Source organism: Micromonospora sp. NPDC052213, from assembly GCF_040679695.1.
Lineage (GTDB): Bacteria > Actinomycetota > Actinomycetes > Mycobacteriales > Micromonosporaceae > Micromonospora.
In genome coordinates this window covers 1-15729 of sequence record NZ_JBFAVI010000166.1, presented here as the reverse complement: position 1 = coordinate 15729, position 15729 = coordinate 1, and the positions used below count along the sequence as shown (strand labels likewise).

16 protein-coding genes are annotated in these 15729 nt (G+C 73.2%); 9 read left to right on the top strand and 7 right to left on the bottom strand.

The window, feature by feature from the left end; genetic code table 11:
- The 5 genes from AB0L34_RS27780 to ccsA all read right to left on the bottom strand — a co-directional run.
- The coding region (locus tag AB0L34_RS27780) for a cytochrome c-type biogenesis protein (RefSeq protein WP_363707927.1) at window positions 1-471 on the bottom strand (471 nt) is incomplete at its 3' end.
- Window positions 468-995, bottom strand: coding sequence for a redoxin domain-containing protein (locus tag AB0L34_RS27775; RefSeq protein WP_363707925.1), 528 nt, complete (start codon window positions 993-995; stop codon window positions 468-470). The genes AB0L34_RS27780 and AB0L34_RS27775, both read right to left, overlap by 4 nt.
- Window positions 992-2920, bottom strand: coding sequence for a cytochrome c-type biogenesis CcmF C-terminal domain-containing protein (locus AB0L34_RS27770; RefSeq protein WP_363707923.1), 1929 nt, complete (start codon window positions 2918-2920; stop codon window positions 992-994). The genes AB0L34_RS27775 and AB0L34_RS27770 overlap by 4 nt, the downstream gene beginning before the upstream one ends.
- The gene (locus AB0L34_RS27765) at window positions 2910-3317 is read right to left on the bottom strand and encodes a cytochrome c maturation protein CcmE (RefSeq protein ID WP_363707921.1); all 408 of its coding nucleotides are present in this window, start codon (window positions 3315-3317) and stop codon (window positions 2910-2912) included. Before AB0L34_RS27765 ends, AB0L34_RS27770 begins: the two co-directional genes overlap by 11 nt.
- Window positions 3314-4078: a cytochrome c biogenesis protein CcsA gene (ccsA, locus tag AB0L34_RS27760; RefSeq protein ID WP_363707919.1), complete on the bottom strand. Its 765-nt coding sequence runs from the start codon at window positions 4076-4078 to the stop codon at window positions 3314-3316. The genes AB0L34_RS27765 and ccsA overlap by 4 nt, the downstream gene beginning before the upstream one ends.
- Window positions 4079-4280: 202 nt before the next feature.
- Between ccsA and AB0L34_RS27755 the strand changes: the two genes are divergently transcribed.
- From AB0L34_RS27755 to AB0L34_RS27715, 9 genes are read left to right on the top strand one after another with little or no spacing between them, the layout of a single operon-like run.
- Window positions 4281-5255, top strand: a complete 975-nt coding sequence (locus tag AB0L34_RS27755; RefSeq protein ID WP_363707917.1) for a cytochrome c oxidase subunit II — start codon at window positions 4281-4283, stop codon at window positions 5253-5255.
- Window positions 5256-5276: 21 nt separating this feature from the next.
- Window positions 5277-7205 (top strand): cytochrome c oxidase subunit I, encoded by a 1929-nt coding sequence (gene ctaD / locus AB0L34_RS27750; RefSeq protein ID WP_363707915.1) that lies wholly within the window; start codon window positions 5277-5279, stop codon window positions 7203-7205.
- Entirely contained in the window at window positions 7202-7831 is a 630-nt protein-coding gene (locus tag AB0L34_RS27745) for a heme-copper oxidase subunit III (RefSeq protein WP_363707913.1), read from the top strand. Before ctaD ends, AB0L34_RS27745 begins: the two co-directional genes overlap by 4 nt.
- Entirely contained in the window at window positions 7831-8214 is a 384-nt protein-coding gene (locus AB0L34_RS27740; protein WP_363707911.1) for a hypothetical protein, read from the top strand. The genes AB0L34_RS27745 and AB0L34_RS27740 overlap by 1 nt, the downstream gene beginning before the upstream one ends.
- Before the next feature lie 2 nt (window positions 8215-8216).
- Window positions 8217-9107: a cytochrome c oxidase assembly protein gene (locus tag AB0L34_RS27735; RefSeq protein ID WP_363707909.1), complete on the top strand. Its 891-nt coding sequence runs from the start codon at window positions 8217-8219 to the stop codon at window positions 9105-9107.
- Window positions 9104-9493: a c-type cytochrome gene (locus tag AB0L34_RS27730; RefSeq protein WP_357460771.1), complete on the top strand. Its 390-nt coding sequence runs from the start codon at window positions 9104-9106 to the stop codon at window positions 9491-9493. Before AB0L34_RS27735 ends, AB0L34_RS27730 begins: the two co-directional genes overlap by 4 nt.
- 4 nt (window positions 9494-9497) lie before the next feature.
- Window positions 9498-10343: a c-type cytochrome gene (locus tag AB0L34_RS27725; RefSeq protein WP_363707907.1), complete on the top strand. Its 846-nt coding sequence runs from the start codon at window positions 9498-9500 to the stop codon at window positions 10341-10343.
- Window positions 10340-11203, top strand: a complete 864-nt coding sequence (locus tag AB0L34_RS27720; RefSeq protein ID WP_363707905.1) for a Rieske 2Fe-2S domain-containing protein — start codon at window positions 10340-10342, stop codon at window positions 11201-11203. Before AB0L34_RS27725 ends, AB0L34_RS27720 begins: the two co-directional genes overlap by 4 nt.
- A complete protein-coding gene (locus AB0L34_RS27715) occupies window positions 11200-12951 on the top strand; it encodes a ubiquinol-cytochrome c reductase cytochrome b subunit (protein WP_363707903.1) in 1752 nt (583 codons plus the stop codon). Before AB0L34_RS27720 ends, AB0L34_RS27715 begins: the two co-directional genes overlap by 4 nt.
- 314 nt (window positions 12952-13265) lie before the next feature.
- Here the strand turns inward: AB0L34_RS27715 and AB0L34_RS27710 are convergent, their stop codons facing one another.
- Together AB0L34_RS27710 and AB0L34_RS27705 are read right to left on the bottom strand one after the other, a co-directional pair.
- Window positions 13266-13562: a GYD domain-containing protein gene (locus AB0L34_RS27710; RefSeq protein WP_363707901.1), complete on the bottom strand. Its 297-nt coding sequence runs from the start codon at window positions 13560-13562 to the stop codon at window positions 13266-13268.
- Between the two features lie 296 nt (window positions 13563-13858).
- Window positions 13859-15043: an FUSC family protein gene (locus AB0L34_RS27705; protein WP_363707899.1), complete on the bottom strand. Its 1185-nt coding sequence runs from the start codon at window positions 15041-15043 to the stop codon at window positions 13859-13861.
- Between the last annotated feature and the right edge of the window lie 686 nt (window positions 15044-15729).

Genomic DNA, 15729 nt, shown 5'->3' with positions numbered 1-15729 from the left:
CCCGCCCGCGCCGGCCCCGCCCGCCCGGCGGGCCGCGACCCGGGCCGCCCCCGGTTCCGTCGGGCCCCGCGCCGCCCCCCCCCGGGCACGGGGGCGCAGCGTCCGAACCGCGGCGTACCCGGCGCCGAGCAGCGCCAGCGCTGGTACGACCCACAGCAGCAGCCCGGGACCGCGCACCGGCGGATCGGCCAGCACCTCCTCGCCGTAGCGCTGCACGAACCAGCGTCGGATGTCGTCCGGGTCGCGGCCCTGCGCGAGCTGGTCGGCCACCACCTGCCGCATGGCGGCGGCGATCGGGGAACGCGAGTCGGCCACCGACTCGCCCTGGCAGGACGGGCAGCGCAACCCGACGGCGACCGACCGGACCGGGTCCTGCCGTGGTGCGGGCTGGCCCGCACGAACCATTCCGAGGACCGCCGCGGCCAGCAGGACGGCCAGCACGGCGCCGCCGAGGGCGTGACGCCGCCTCATCCGGCCAGCAGCGGACCGAGCCGCTGTTCCAGCCACTGCCGGGTGACCACACCCTGGCGCCGGTCCACGACCCGCCCGTCCCGGTCCACCAGGAAGGTCTCCGGCACGCCCCGGACCCCCCAGCCGATCGCCAGCGTGCCGTCGGGATCCGGCACCACCGTCATCGCTTCCGCGCCGGTCTCGCGCAGCAGCGCCCGTACCGCGTCGGGCCCGTCGCGCAGGTTGATGCCGACGATCCGCAACCCGGCGGGCTGGCCCCGCCGGCCGGCCTCCGCCAGCAGCGGCAGCTCGTCGCGGCAGGGCCCGCACCAGGACGCGAACACGTTCACCAGCACCGGATGCCCCCGCACGTCGGCAAGGTTGAACCGGCCCCCGTCCAGGGTCGGGCCGGCGATCGGCGGCGCGAGGTCCCCCGTCGAGGCGCCGACCGGCGTAGACCGGTCCGGCGTGCCGAGGCCGGCGCCGACGGCGGCGGTGACCACCAGCACCAGCGCCGGCCACAGCCGCCTGCGGAGCACGCTCACACCCGCACCTCCGGCCGCGTGACAGCCGCCGCGGTCGGGACGGCGGCCCCGGGCGCAGGGCGGCGCCGCACCGCCGCCGGCACCGCGAGCAGCCCACCGGCCGCCGTCAGCCCGCCACCGACCCACAGCAGAGCCACCAGCGGGTTCACCGCGAGCCGTACGGTCGCGCTGCCGCCGTCCGCGCCGGCGGCGATCAGCGTGACGTAGACGTCCCGGACCATTCCGGTGCGGATCTGCGGAACGGTGACGGCGGTGTCGTGGGCGGGGAAGTAGCGCAGGGCCGGGGCCAGTGTCCCGCCGTCGTGCTCGAGTCGGGCGGTCACCGCCATCCGATCCGTGTCGCCCGTTCGACGCACCTCCAGCAGCCGCACCTGGACCCCGCCGACGCGCAGGGCCTCGCCCACCCGGATCTCCCGCTCGGTGCTGCTGCCGTACGCCGACGAGCCGGCGACCCCGACGGCGACCAGCGCGATCCCGGCGTGCGCCAGCAGTCCGCCGAGCCTCGCAGCGCTCAGCCGGGGGGCGGCCGTCACGATGCGGGCGGCCTGCCCCGCCACGCCGGCGAGGACGAACGCCGCGGCCCCGAACGCGGCGAGGGCGGGCGCACCGGGGCGGCCGGCCCAGCCCAGCACGGCCACGACGGCCAGCGCGACGCCGAACGGCACGCCCAGCCGGCGCGGCCCGCCCGCCCGCCGGGCCGACACCACCGCGGGCACCACGCCCATCACCAGGAGCACCACGACGGCCAGCGGCACCGCGGTCCGCTGGTAGTAGCGGGGGCCGACGGCCGTCCGGATCCCACCGAGCGACTCGGACAGCAGCGGGAAGATCGTGCCGACCAGCACCATCGCCGCGATGGTGAGCAGCAGGACCCCGTTGACCAGAACGGCCGCGCCCCGCGATAGCACCGGCGTGCGGCTCCGCGGGACCGCGCCTGGGCCCCGCCATCCCACCAGCACGGTCGACACCGCGACGGCGAGCACGATGAAGCCCAGCAGCATCGGTCCGAGCGGCGACTCGGTGAACGCGTGCACGCTGGCCACCGCGCCGGAGCGGGTGAGGAACGTGCCGAGCAGCACCAGCAGGAAGCTCGCGCAGGCCAGTACGACGTTCCAACCCGCCCGCGCCCGCGCGCCGCCGAGCGCCGTGTGCAGCAGCGCGGTGGCGGTCAGCCAGGGCAACAGGGAGGCGTTCTCCACCGGATCCCAGGCCCAGTATCCGCCCCAGCCCAGCACCGCGTAGGACCACCAGGCGCCGAGCCCGATCCCGGCGGTGAGCGCCGACCAGGCGACCAGGGCCCAGGGCCGGGCGGCGCGCAGCCAGTGGTGCCCGTCCCGGCCGGCGAGCAGTCCGGCGAGCGCGAACGCGAACGGCACGACCAGGCCGATGTAGCCCACGTAGAGCAGGGGCGGGTGCACTCCCATCGCGGGATGCTGCTGCAGCAGTGGGTTGGGTCCGGGACCGTCGAGCGGCACCGGCCGCACGTCCCGGAACGGGTTCGCCGCGAAGTAGGTCAGCGCGAAGAAGAACATGCCGACCGCGCTGACCACGAGCATGGCGTACGCGTGCAGCCGGGCCGGGTACCGCGCCGCCCGGGTTGCCAGCAGCGCGGCGATCGCGCAGTGGATGACCAGCCACAGCAGCAGCGAGCCGTCCAGCGCCGACCAGAGGCTGGTGACGGTGTAGTAGACCGGCACGTCCCGTCCACCGTTCTCGGCCACGAACCGGACGCTGAAGTCGTGGCGCAGCAGGGCGTACTCCAGCACGGCGCCGCCGAGGACGGCGGCCAGGAAACTGGCGACGGTCGCGGCGCGCGCCACCCTGACCGGCCCGCCGGACAGCCCGGCGCGCAGCCAGAGCAGGGCGGCGAGGGTGGCCGTGACCAGGCCGGCGGCGAGGCTCGCGGTGCCGAACTCACCGGCCATCCGCCGGCCCTCCCGGGGTTGTCGGAGGCCGGTACTCGTTGCCGTGCCGAACGACGACCTGATCCGCGTCGAAGACCCCGTCGGCGGAGAAGCGGCCTTCGACGACGGCCGCCTCGCCCTCCCGGAAGGTCTCCGGCGGCACACCGCGCTGCCGCACGGCGATCTCGTGGCCGTCCTCCGCGAGCCGGAACTCCGTCCGATCGGAGGCGCGGCGGAGCGAGCCGGGCACCACCTGGCCGCTCACCCGCAGCCGTTCCTGACGGACCTCCGGATCCCGGGACACCTCCGCCGGGGTGCGGTAGTAGGTGAGAGTGCCCTGCATGGCGGCGGCCGCCAGCAGGGCACCGGCGGAAAGGCCGACCAAGCCGACTGCGATCCGGCCGATGCGGCGGGTCATCCCGTCCGGACCGGCGTCCGGGCCGCGGTCGCCTGCCGCACCGCAGGGGCGGACCGGCGTTCCAGGGCTGCCAGCCGGCGCAGCAGGACGCAGAGGGCGGCGGCCGTCGCGGCGGCGACCGCGAGCAGCAGAGCCGTCCCCATCCGGGGGTCGATCGGGGGGCGCTGCGGCGCCAGCACCGTCGCCTGCTGGTGCAGGGAGCGCCACCAGACGACCGAGAAGTGCACCACCGGTACCAGCAGGAACCCGGCAACGCCGACGGCGGCCACCGAGCGGGCGACCCGATGGTCGGCGCTGTCCGCCGCGGCGTGCCGCTCGCTGAGCAGGCGGCGCAACGCCAGGTAGCCGGCGTACACCACCAGCAGCAGGGCGCTGCTCACCAGCCGCGGATCCCAGGCCCACCACGTGCCCCACACGAGATGGCCCCAGACGGCGCCGGTGGCGATCGTGACGGCGGTCAGCACGACGCCGATCTCGGCCGCCGACCGGGCCAGCCGGTCGAACCGCAGATCCCGGTTGAGCAACAGGTATGCGCCGCTGCCGAGCAGGACGACCGCGAAGGCGGCGTACGCCACCCACGCGGCCGGGACGTGCAGGTACATCAGCCGCTGCGCCTGCCCCTGGAGCTGGTCCGCAGGCGCCACCAACCCGCCTGTCACTGTCGCCGCGGCGGCCAGCCCGCCGGCGATCCAGGCCAGGGTGCGGCGGCCGGCGGCGGCCCGTGGGGTATCCGCGACGAGATCGAGGACCCGCTGGTGCATGATCTCCCTGTCCGCGCCCCGAACCGGGCGCTTCCGCTGGCTATCGCTCGAACAGGAGGCTAGCGACCCAAAGAAGGCGATAGACGGCTTTTGGCATAATTGCGGTCCAAAGCGGTTCGTGCCGCTACCGTCCCTGGCGGTGGACAGGTCAGCGGCGTCGACGGCCGGTGGGACCGCGCGGCGGTCACACCGTCGCACCGTCATGGCGCTCGGCACCCTGGCGGCGCTGTTCGCCCTGACCTCCTGTGCCACGGACGCGCCGTCGACGCTCGATACCGCGGGGACCGGCGCCGCGCGCGTCGAGCGGACCTGGTGGCTGCTGTTCTGGATAGCCCTGGCGGTCTTCGTCGAGGTGATGGCGCTGCTGGCCTGGGCGCTGCTGTTCCGCCGCGCACCGACGACCCGGGTCCGGCACGGCCAGCCACTGCGCTTCGTGGCCGTCGCCGGCGCCGGCGTTCCGCTGCTCATCCTGGTCGCGGTCTACGGCGTCGGGCTGCGGGACCTGGCGATGCTCGGCGCCGGCCCGGAGCCGCAGGCGCCGACCATCGAGGTCACCGGCCACAAATGGTGGTGGGAGGTGCGGGTGCCGGGGATCGACGGGGCGACCGCCAACGAGCTCCACATCCCGGTGGGGGAGCGGGTCCGGGTGCGGCTGCGGACCGCGGACGTGCTGCACAGCTTCTGGGTGCCGCAGCTGATGCCCAAGACCGACCTGATCGCCGGCGAGACCCGTGAGACGTGGCTGCAGGCCGAGCGGGCGGGCACCTACCGTGGCCAGTGCGCCGAGTACTGCGGCACCCAGCACGCGCACATGGCGTTCCTGGTGGTGGCTGAGCCCCGCCCCCAGTTCGACGCCTGGCTGGCCCGACTTGGCTCGGCGGCCCGGCAACCGCGCACCGACGCCGAACAGCGCGGGCGGCAGGCGTTCGTCCAGGGCACCTGCGCCGGCTGCCACGCCATCCGCGGCACCGGCGCCGCCGGCCGCGCCGGTCCCGACCTGTCCGACGTCGGTTCCCGCTGGAGCATCGGCGCCGGCGCGGTGCCGAACGACGCCGGCCACCTCGGCGGCTGGATCGCCAACCCGCAGACCGTCAAACCTGGCAGCTACATGCCGCCGCAACCGATCGACGCCGCGCGGTTGCCGGACCTCATCGCGTACCTGCAGTCGCTGAAGTGACCACACGGGGGAGGTGACGACATGTCGACCGCTGCCGCGCCGCCGACCGGCGCGACCCGCGAGGACCTGGCACGGCTGCAACAACACTGGGACGAGCGGCCATCCCTGGTCGCCTGGTTCGGCACCGTCGACCACAAGAGGATCGGGCGGCGCTACCTGGTCACCGCCGGACTGTTCTTCGCCCTCGCCGGCATCAGCGCGCTGGCCATGCGCACCCAACTGGCCCGCCCCGAATCCACCCTGCTCAGCCCGGACGAGTACAACCAGCTGTTCACCATGCACGGCACGGCGATGATCTTCCTGTTCGCCACCCCGATGCTCTTCGGCTTCGGCAACTACCTGGTCCCGCTCATGATCGGTTCGCGGGACATGGCGTTTCCGAAGCTGAACGCGCTCGGCTACTGGATCTTCCTCTTCGCCGGGCTGTACATGTGGGCCAGTCTGCCCTTCGGCGCGGCCCCGAACGCCGGCTGGTTCGCGTACGTGCCGTTGGCCGGTGAGCAGAGCATGCCCGGGATGAACATCGACGTCTACACCCTCGGGCTGCTGTTCCTCGGCATCGCCACCACCGCCGGCTCGATCAACTTCATCGTCACCGCGCTGAAGCTGCGCGCCCCCGGCATGTCGCTCGACCGGGTGCCGCTGTTCGTCTGGGCGATCGTCGCCACCGCGTTCATGGTGATCTTCGCGTTGCCCGCGTTGAACCTGGACAACGCGATGCTGTTCCTCGACCGCCGCTTCGGCACCCACTTCTTCGATCCGGAGGCCGGCGGCAACGTGCTGCTCTGGCAGCACCTGTTCTGGATCTTCGGCCATCCGGACGTCTACATCATCGTGCTGCCGGCACTGGGCATCGTCTCGGCGGTGCTGCCGGCCTTCACCCGCCGGGGCGTGGTCGGCTACGCGCTGATCGTGCTCTCCATCGTGTCCATCGCGATCATCTCCTTCGGCGTGTGGGTGCACCACATGTTCGCCACCGGGCTGCCGCAGCTGTCCTACAGCTTCTTCAGCGCGGCCAGCACGGTCATCACCATCCCGTCGGGCATCCAGATCTTCGCCTGGCTGGCCACCATGCTGCTCGGCCGGCTGGTCCTCCGGGTGCCGATGTTGTTCGTGATCGGATTCCTGGTGACCTTCGTGGTCGGCGGCTTCACCGGCACCATGTTCGCGATCACCGCCTTCGACCAGCAGATCACCGACTCGTACTTCGTCGTGGCGCACTTCCACTACGTGCTCGTCGGCGGCGCGCTGTTCCCGATCCTCGCCGGCATCTACTACTGGCTGCCGAAGATCACCGGCAGGATGTACCACGAGCGGCTCGGCCGGTGGGCCTTCGGGCTGGTGTTCACCGGCATGCAGGTCACGTTCTTCCCGATGCACCTCTACGGCCTGTGGGGCATGCCCCGACGCGTCTACACCTATCCCGGAGAACTGGGCTGGGAGCGGTGGAACCTGGTCAGCACAGCCGGGGCGTACCTCCTCGCGGTCGGGCTGCTGCTCGTACTGATCGGGGTCGGGCACGCGATCCGACGCGGCCGGCCCGCCCCGGCCGATCCGTGGGGCGGGGACAGCCTGGAGTGGGCGACCCCATCACCACCGCAGCCCTACAACTTCCCGGTGTTGCCGCGGGTGCACAGCCTGCACCCCGCCTGGGATGCCCGGAGCATGGAGTCGATGGGCGCGGGCACCACGGCTGACCGGATCCTCGCCGACGGCCGGACGACGCTGATCACCAGCGAACTGGACGGCCGGCGCGAACGCGCGGTCCAGATGCCCGAGGCATCCCTGCAGCCGCTCCTGGTCGCCGTGGAACTGCTCGTCTTCTTCACCGCGATGTTGTTCGCCTGGTACCCGGTCGCCGCCGCCGCCGCGCTGGCCGTCGCCGCGACGCTGGCCGTCTGGCTCTGGCCGCCGCGCCGGCCAGAGGCGGAGCCGGGGGTGACCGGATGAGAGCCGCCCGAGGCCGCATCGCGGCGGCCACCGGCGCCGAGGCGCTGACCACGGAACTGCCGGTCGGCCGCTCGATCGGCTGGTGGGGAATGGTCATGTTCGTCGCCACCGAGGCGACCGTGTTCGCCTACCTGCTCGGCAGCTACTTCTACCTGCGCTTCCAGCACGGGTCGCCGTGGCCCCCCGACGGAATCGCCGAGCCGGCGCTGCTGCGCCCGCTGGTGATGACCGCGGTGCTGCTGCCCAGCAGCCTGCCCCTGATCTGGGCGGAACGCGGCATCCGCGCCGGGCAGCGCCGGCGGCTGAACATCGGCGTCGCCGCCACCCTGCTCCTCGGGCTGACGTTCCTGGCCCTGCAGGCCACCGAGTACGCCGAACTGCTGCGCGAGTTCACCATGACCACCAACGTCTACGGCTCGCTGTTCTACGTCATCACCGGGTTCCACGGCCTGCACGTGCTGGTCGGGCTGACCATGCTGAGCCGGCTGCTCGCCGCCTCGCTGCGCGGCGGCAGCCTTGGGGGTCACCGCCACGACCGGGTCCGCAACACGGCCATCTACTGGCACTTCGTCGACGCGGTGTGGGCCGCCATCCTGTTCACCGTCTACCTCTCGCCGTGGCTGTGATGAGCGTCCAGCCCGGCCAGCGGGCCCGCCTCGCCGGTGGGCTGCTGCTCTGGTACGGGGTCCTCGGCGGCGCGCTCGCCTGGGCCGTACACCTGATCGTCGCCTGGGGCGTCGACGAACTCACCTGCGCCACCGGCTCCACGCACGTCGGCGCCGTGCCGCTGCGCCTGGTCGTCACCCTGGCGGTGGTGCTGCCGGCCCTGGCCACCGTGGGATCGCTGCTCGCCGCCGGGCTGGCCTGGCGGCGCATCCGCCAGGACGGCGAGGACCGGTCCGTCTCCCGCACCAGGATGCTCGCCGTCGTGGGAATCTGGCTGAACCTGCTCTTCCTGACCATCATCGTCCTGGGCGGGGCCGCCCTGCTGGTGCTGGCGCCATGTTAGTGATGACCGCGACCGGCGGCGTGCCGCAGGAGGCGTCCGTCGTGGCCGGGCTGCTCGACATCCTGCTCGTGCTGACGCTGGCCCTGCTGGCCGCCGGCTACGGCCGCGGCGTGCACGAGCTCTGGGCGCGCCGCGGCGCGGGACGCGTCCTGCCAGGCTGGCGGGTGGCCACCTTCGGCCTCGGCGTGCTGGTCGCGCTCGCCGCGCAGGGCCCTCCGCTGACCGACCTGGCCGGGCGGTCGTTGACCGGGCACATGATCCAGCACATGGCCCTGCTGCTGGTCGCCGGGCCGCTGCTCGCCGCAGGCGCCGCCGGGCTGCCGTTGACCCTCGCCTGCCCGCAGCCGCTCCGGCAACGACTGGCCCGGCTCCGGGCCGCCCCCACCGCCCGGTGGCTGCGCCGGCCGGTGACCACGGCTGCGCTGGCCGGTGGGGTGCAGACGCTGGTGCTGTGGGTCTGGCACCTGCCCGGGCCCTACGTCGCCGCCCTGCAGCAGCCGCTCGTGCACGCCGTCGAGCATCTCTGCTTCGTCACCGCTGCCTGGCTGCTGTGGGCGCCGGTGCTCGGCGCGCCGCAGCACCGCCTGCCCGCCCCGATCGCGGTGCTGCTCCTGATCGCCACGATGCTGCCGGCCTCGGCGCTGGGCGCGGTGCTCACCTTCGCGCCGCGACCGGTCTACCCGGCCGAGGCGCTCGGCCCCAACCCGCTCACCGACCAACAGGTGGCGGGCCTGCTGATGTGGGCGCCGATGGACGTGGTCGTGCTGGTCGCGACGCTGACCATCTTCCTGCGCTGGCTGCTGCGCCTGCACCGGCAGAGCCCGGACCGGGTGACCCCGCCGGAACCGAGCGGCCCGGTCGTCACCACGCATACCGGAGCGGGGACGCGATGACGCGAAGAATCCGGTCGCTGTGGCCGGTCCTGCTGGTGTTGCCGGTCGTGCTCGTCGCGCCCGGCTGCGCCAGCACCGCCCCGCCGCCACCGCCGGAGGTCCGCGTCGGCTTCCCCGAGCGCGGCGCACAGCTCATCGTCGAGCACGGCTGCGGCTCCTGCCACGTGATCCCGGGCATCGACCGGGCGAACGGGCTGGTCGGCCCGCCCCTGACCCGCTTCGGCGCCCGCTCCTACATCGCCGGCGCGTTGCCGAACAACGCCGACAACCTGCGGCGCTGGATCGCCGACCCGCAGGCGGTCGAGCCCGGCACCGCAATGCCGGACCTGGGCATCGACCCGATCGACGCGCAGGACATCGCCGCCTACCTGTACACCCTGGACTGAGACCGTGGACCAACGAGCAACGATCACCGCCGGACGGGGCCGCAGGGCGCGGCTGCATCCCCGGCGGGCCCTCGCCGTCGGTACGGTGCTGGCGCTCGCCGCCGGACCCGGCGTCGCGGCGCAGCCCGACCCCCGACCGGCCACGTCCGCACCGGCCACGCCAGCACCGGCCACGTCGGCACCGGCCACGTCCGCACCGGCCACGTCGGTACCGGCCGACCGCGGCGCCGAGCTCTACCGACAGCACTGCGCCAGCTGCCACGGCCCGCAGGGCCAGGGCGCCCAGCGGGGACCCTCCCTGATCGGTGTCGGGCCCGCCTCGGTCGACTTCCAGGTCTCCACCGGCCGGATGCCGCTCTCGACCGAGCAGCAGCAGCCCCGGCGTGCCGAGCCGGTGTTCTCGGCCGGCGAGATAGCGGCGCTGGTCGGCCACGTCGGCGCCTTCGGCGGCGGCCCGCAGATCCCGCAGGTCGCACCCGGCAGCGTCACCAACGGCCGGGACATCTTCGCCGCCACCTGCGCACCCTGCCACGGCGCGACCGGAGCGGGCGCGTACCTGACCGACGGATCGATCGCCCCACCCCTGTACGACGCGACCGCGGTGCAGGTGGCCGAGGCGGTACGGGTCGGTCCCGGTCTGATGCCGGTCTTTCCCAGCCAGGTCCTCACCGACCAGCAGGTCAACGACGTGGTCACCTACGTGCGGAGGTTGCAGAGCGACCGGCTGGACCGGGGCGGGAACCCGTTGGGCCGGTTGGGCCCCCTGGCTGAGGGACTCGTGGCGTGGATCGTCGTGCTGGGACTGCTCGTCGCGGCAGCGCGCTGGCTGGGCGGGAGGGCTGGCGAGTGAGCGACAGCGGTGCACCGCCGCCCGACCGGGGTGTGGCCCGCCGCATCGTCGCGGCCTTCCTGGTCAGCGCCGCCGGAGCGGTCGGCTTCGCGGTGACCTACGTCCTCGGCGGCCAGACGCAGTGGGAGGGCGTCTCGCTCGCGGTGGCCTTCGCCGGTCTGGCCGTGGGGCTCGCGGTCTGGGGGCGGCGGCTCGTGCCGTCCGGCGGCTACGTCGAGGAGCACGCCGGGTTCACCCCACCGCCGCGCACGCAGGCGCTGGCGGCGGCGGAGCTCACGGCCGAGGACAGCCCGCTGCGCCGCCGTGGCCCGCTCGCCGCGCTCGGGCTGGCGCTGGCCGCCCTCGGCGTCACCGCGCTCTTCCCGCTGCGCTCCCTGCTGCCGTTCGACCGCGCCCGCCCGGTGACGGCACGGAAGGACACGCCCTGGGGGTCCGGTGTGCGGCTGGTGACCCGCGAGGGGCGACTGTTGCGCCCCGAGGACGTGCCGGCGGACACGATGGTCGCGGTCTTCCCGGAAGGCGACGTCGACACCGGTGACGGGCCCGCCTTCGCGGTCCGCCTCGACCCGCGACGCTTCACCCGGCCACCGGCCGGCGGTCACCTCGACGGCTTGGTCGTCTACTCGCTGCTGTGCACGCACGCCGGCTGCCCGGTCCGCCTCTACCTGGCAGGTACCGGGCAACTGCTCTGCCCCTGCCACCAGTCCTCGTTCGACCTGCTCGCCGCGGCCCGTCCGGTGTCCGGCCCGGCCGCCCGAGCGCTGCCCGGGTTGCCGATCGAGGTCGGTCCGGACGGCCACCTGCGCGCCACCGGTGACTTCACCGCCCCACCCGGCGCCGGCTTCTGGGGCCGGCCGTGATCGTCGACCGGTTCGCCCGCGCCCTCGACGACCGGCTGCGGCTGTCTCCCGTCGCCCGCAAAGCCCTGGCCAAGGTGTTCCCCGACCACTGGTCGTTCATGCTGGGCGAGATCGCGCTCTACTCGTTCGTCGCGCTGATCCTCACCGGCGTCTACCTGACCCTCTTCTTCGACCCCAGCGCCGCCGACCGCGTCTATCAGGGCAGCTACGCGCCGCTGGATGGCGTCCCCACCTCCGCCGCGTACGCCTCGACGGTGCGGTTGAGCTGGGACGTGTCTGCCGGGTTGCTGATCCGGCAGACACACCACTGGGCGGCGCTGGTCTTCGTCGCCGCGATCGTGGTGCACCTGAGCCGGATCTTCTTCACCGGGGCGTACCGCAGGCCGCGCGAGATCAACTGGCTGATCGGCGTCACCATGCTGGCCCTGGCCCTGTTCAACGGCTTCACCGGCTACTCGTTGCCGGACGATCTGCTCTCCGGTATGGGCCTACGGATCCTCGTCTCGGTGACGGAGTCCGTCCCGCTGGTCGGGCCGTGGCTGGCGTTCCTGGCTCTCGGCGGCGAGTTTCCCTCCGACGAGATGATTCCCCGGATGTTCGTCAGCCACGTGCTGCTGGTCCCCGCCGTCCTCGTCGCGCTGGTGTCGATCCATCTGGCGATCATCGTGCGGCAGACGCACAGCCAGTTCCCGGGCCCGGGACGGACCGAACACAACGTCGTCGGCTCCCGGCTCTGGCCCAGCTACGCCCTGCGCTCGCTGGCCCTGTTCGCCTGGGTGCTCGCCGTGCTGTTCGCCCTCGGCGGGCTGGTGCAGATCAACCCGGTGTGGATCTACGGACCGTTCGAACCGGCCGAGGCCACGTCCCCCGCCCAACCCGACTGGTACGTCGCCTTCGGCGACGGGGCGCTGCGCCTCTTCCCGCCGTGGGAGATCCGAATCGCCGGGTACCTCGTGCCCGCCCCGTTCGTCCCCGGGGTGGTGCTGGGCGGGCTGACCTTCCTCGCCCTGTACGCCTGGCCGTTCGCCGAGCGGCTGCGCACGAAGGACCGCCAGCCGCACCAACTGCTCGACCGCCCCCGCGACCACCCCGCGCGCACCGGCGTCGGCGTAACCGCCATCACCTTCTACGGGGTGCTGACCGTCGCCGCGGGCGACGACATCATCGCCCGGCTGCTGGACGTGCCGACCCATGCCGTGCGCTCGCTGCTGCAGGTGCTGGTCCTGCTGCTGCCCGTCGCGGCCGGGCTGCTCGCGTACCTGGTGGCGCGGGCCCTGAACCGCGGCGACGCCGCCGGGATCGGCGATCTCACCCGCGCCGACCTGCGGCGGGCCGTCGGTGGGCCCCGCCGCGGCGGCGACGCGGGGGCGCACCAGCCGCCCGGGCCTGCCGCACAGGCGCCCCTGCCCGGCGAGCGGATCGAGATGTGGTCCGAGGGCGACCTGTGGCGCTGGCGCTACCGCGACGACGCCCGGGGCGTCACCATCCACGGCAACCTGTCGGGGGAGTCGGAGCAGGAGGTGGCCCGTGCGTCCCGGCTGGCGTACCCGGGGGTGGACCGCGTCGTCGTTCCCGGGCCCCCGCGGCCGGCTCCCGGCCTCCGGTCCGCGCTGCGCCGCTGGGGCGACGCCGCGCTCGGGGTGTCCCTGCTGGTGACGGCCCTGGCCCAGCGGCGGCGGGAGCGCAGACCGGACCGTCCCGGCCCGGACGGCGACCGGCCGGACGGGCGGTCGGGGCCGTCGGACTGACCGGTACGGCGATGACGGAACTGCGGGGACCGCACGGGACTTGTCTCGGTGGCGGTCAAGGCGGCTCTGCTCCACGTCACCGCGGTCGTCGGCCCGCGCACCATCATCCTGGCCACCCACGCCTCGGGCTGTGTCGAAGCCCGTCACAGCCACCCGTTGATGGCGGCGACGTGCACGGCGGCTTCGTAGCACTGGAGACGGGCGGCCGGCCGGGCGCGGCGGAAGCGCCGTCGACACCGGCCGGTGTTTACCGCGCTCGACGCCGCCCTTGCGCTGCAGGTGTGGCGGCCCGTCGTATGGCAGTGTGGAAGGCCTTAGCCAGCGGATTTGGCGATGATGCGGTCCATCTCCTCTCGACCGAAGGCCCGCAGGGTCGTGGTACGGACGTTGCCCGCCCCGCCGAGCTGCAGGAGCGCTGCGGCGGCGGTTTCGTCGTCGGGCGCCTCGACGAGGGCCACGACGTCGTACGGACCGACGGTCCAGTAGATGTTCAGGAGATTCGCCCCGAGATTCTGGGTCGCTGCGGCGAAAGCCTCGGCGCGCTTCGCGGTGTCCTTGTAGCCTCGGATCCCCTGATCGGTCCAGTTCAGCAACGCGACATACGTTGGCATCGGTCCGTCACCTCCATGAAGAGACCTCATCGTAAGGTTAATTCAGGGCATAACAGCCGGAATCCGCATCAAGTGCGCACCAGAACGAGTGCCCTCGTCGTCCGGTGGGCCGATCCTCTCCGGCAACTCTCACCTCTCTGGCGCGCCCCGCTCATCGGCCTCCCGCCGTGCAGCCGGTACATCCAGCGATGGCGACCCGACAAGTCCGACCGATATCCACGCCGCTGCACGCCCACGAACCAACCCCACCGCAACGGCCGAAATGAATCAGCCACCACGCGGATCAGATGCCCTCTTCAGTCGCTCTCGCCGCGGCGCGCCGCGTCGCGGATCACGCGAGCGGCGTCGTCGCTGGAGCAGCCGGTGGCCCGGAGCAGATCGCCGGCGGCGACGCGTACCTGTGTCACGACGGCGTTGCCGTAGGTTCCCACGTCCTCGCGGCTGGCTTGTCCTGCTGTCTCAGCGGCCTGGACGGCTCGGCGCCTGGCGGCATCGAGGGAGCGTCCGCGGGGGCAGTCCTGTTGCAGTTGCCGTATCGCGTCGGACAGGGTGTCGACGGCGTCGGGCAGTGCCGCGGGCAGCGGTTCCTGGTGGCGGATGAGGATCGCCGCTCGGCGGGCGAGGTCCCGGCTGTCGCCGATGACCCAGTACATGCAGGTGACGGCTCGGGCGTACCGTTCGAACTCCGTGCGTCGGTTCCACCGGGCCGGGGCGATGGTCACCACTTCCTGGGCGCCGCTCAGTGCCTCGCGGAGCCGCTGCACGTCCGGCTCCATCGCCTCCAGTCCGTCCAGTGCCTGTTGGGCCTGGTCGGCGTCGTGGGCGCGCATCGCCTCGGCGATCCCGCGCAGGTGGCCGTTGAGGGTGTGCACGATGGGGGCGGCGGCCCGGTTGAGCACTCTGATCGGGTTGAGGGGCAGCAACAGCGCGACCACCACGAGGCCGACCAGACTGCCGGCGACCGCGTCGACGATGCGAGGCACCTCGAGGTTTCGGTCGCTCGGGGACAACGTCGCGATCAGCACGGCCGTGCCGGCCACCTGGCTGACCAGCGTTCCGGCACCTCCGGCGATGCCCAGCGCAAACCCGACGGCCAGGCAGACCACCACGCCGGTCTGCCACGGGCCGGTGCCGATAAGGAAGATCAGACCGTCGCCGATTGCGATCCCAAGTCCCACCCCGGCCAGCAAGATGCCGGTACGTCGGGCACGCTGGCCGACAGCGGCGACGATGGTGCCGACCGCCGCGCTGGGTGCGAAGACAGGACTCGGATTGCCGAGCAGGTCATGCGCCAACCACCACGCCAGCGCCGCGGCGAGACCGGACTGCACCGCGATCACCGCGATGATCTCCATCTGACGTCGTCGCAGCCGCCGCCCTCTCTCGCCGCGCCGCCATGCGCGGGCCGCGACCCGTCGTGCGCTGGCATCGAGCGAAGCAAGCGGCATGCGGTCACGCGCTTGTGGTCGGGAGTCCGCCATGGCCGAGCCTACCCGCGGAGCCGCTGTCGAATCGGCCCGTCTGGCCGACCTGGGTGCCCCTGGCCGTCGCCTCGCCCCACGTCCGCACGGGGGTGACCAGTGCTGCGTCGGGCGGTGAGAAGTCAGGGCCCACGGGAGCGGCCACAACGCTGGAGCGATGGGCCCTGAGGGAGGCCACGGAAATGCCACACCCTTTCGACGGCGTGGCATGCCGGGCCCACCGTACGGCGAGGCATCGTACGGTGCGGGCGTGACGAAGTGCGGTGCCCGGCCGCAGGCCGCTGCTGACGCCGAGTACCGGCGGCGCGGAGCCAGCCGCGGCGAGCTACCCGGACGCCCGGCTCCACCGGAGCCATCGACATCCCCCCCATTTCCGGCAAGCCGTCGCACAAGCCGCGCTGTCTGGGGCATTGACGGCTATGCCGTCAGATCAAAGTTGCGCTGTCCCGCGACGGTGACGACCGCGACGAGCAGCCCGCGATTGACGGTGGAGCTCACGGCGCACTGTTAGGCAGCGTTGCGGTCGGGTGGTAGCCAGCTCGGATGGCGACAGGCACAGGGGTGGCCCAACGATCAGGCGCCGGTCCGAGGCCTAGGGCCTGTCCTGTCGATCATGGAAGCCAGATGATGGCGGCGATGAGAACGAGGCTGGCGCGGTAGAGAGATGCCCGTTTGGCGTAGCGGGT

Coding starts and splice junctions, on each gene's coding strand:
- AB0L34_RS27735 (WP_363707909.1), top strand. CDS start 8,217: ATGACCGCGACCGGCGGCGTGCCGCAGGAGGCGTCCGTCGTGGCCGGG.
- ctaD (WP_363707915.1), top strand. CDS start 5,277: ATGTCGACCGCTGCCGCGCCGCCGACCGGCGCGACCCGCGAGGACCTG.
- AB0L34_RS27710 (WP_363707901.1), bottom strand. CDS start 13,562: ATGCCAACGTATGTCGCGTTGCTGAACTGGACCGATCAGGGGATCCGA.
- AB0L34_RS27755 (WP_363707917.1), top strand. CDS start 4,281: ATGGCGCTCGGCACCCTGGCGGCGCTGTTCGCCCTGACCTCCTGTGCC.
- AB0L34_RS27745 (WP_363707913.1), top strand. CDS start 7,202: ATGAGAGCCGCCCGAGGCCGCATCGCGGCGGCCACCGGCGCCGAGGCG.
- AB0L34_RS27740 (WP_363707911.1), top strand. CDS start 7,831: ATGAGCGTCCAGCCCGGCCAGCGGGCCCGCCTCGCCGGTGGGCTGCTG.
- AB0L34_RS27765 (WP_363707921.1), bottom strand. CDS start 3,317: ATGACCCGCCGCATCGGCCGGATCGCAGTCGGCTTGGTCGGCCTTTCC.
- ccsA (WP_363707919.1), bottom strand. CDS start 4,078: ATGCACCAGCGGGTCCTCGATCTCGTCGCGGATACCCCACGGGCCGCC.
- AB0L34_RS27770 (WP_363707923.1), bottom strand. CDS start 2,920: ATGGCCGGTGAGTTCGGCACCGCGAGCCTCGCCGCCGGCCTGGTCACG.
- AB0L34_RS27730 (WP_357460771.1), top strand. CDS start 9,104: ATGACGCGAAGAATCCGGTCGCTGTGGCCGGTCCTGCTGGTGTTGCCG.
- AB0L34_RS27705 (WP_363707899.1), bottom strand. CDS start 15,043: ATGGCGGACTCCCGACCACAAGCGCGTGACCGCATGCCGCTTGCTTCG.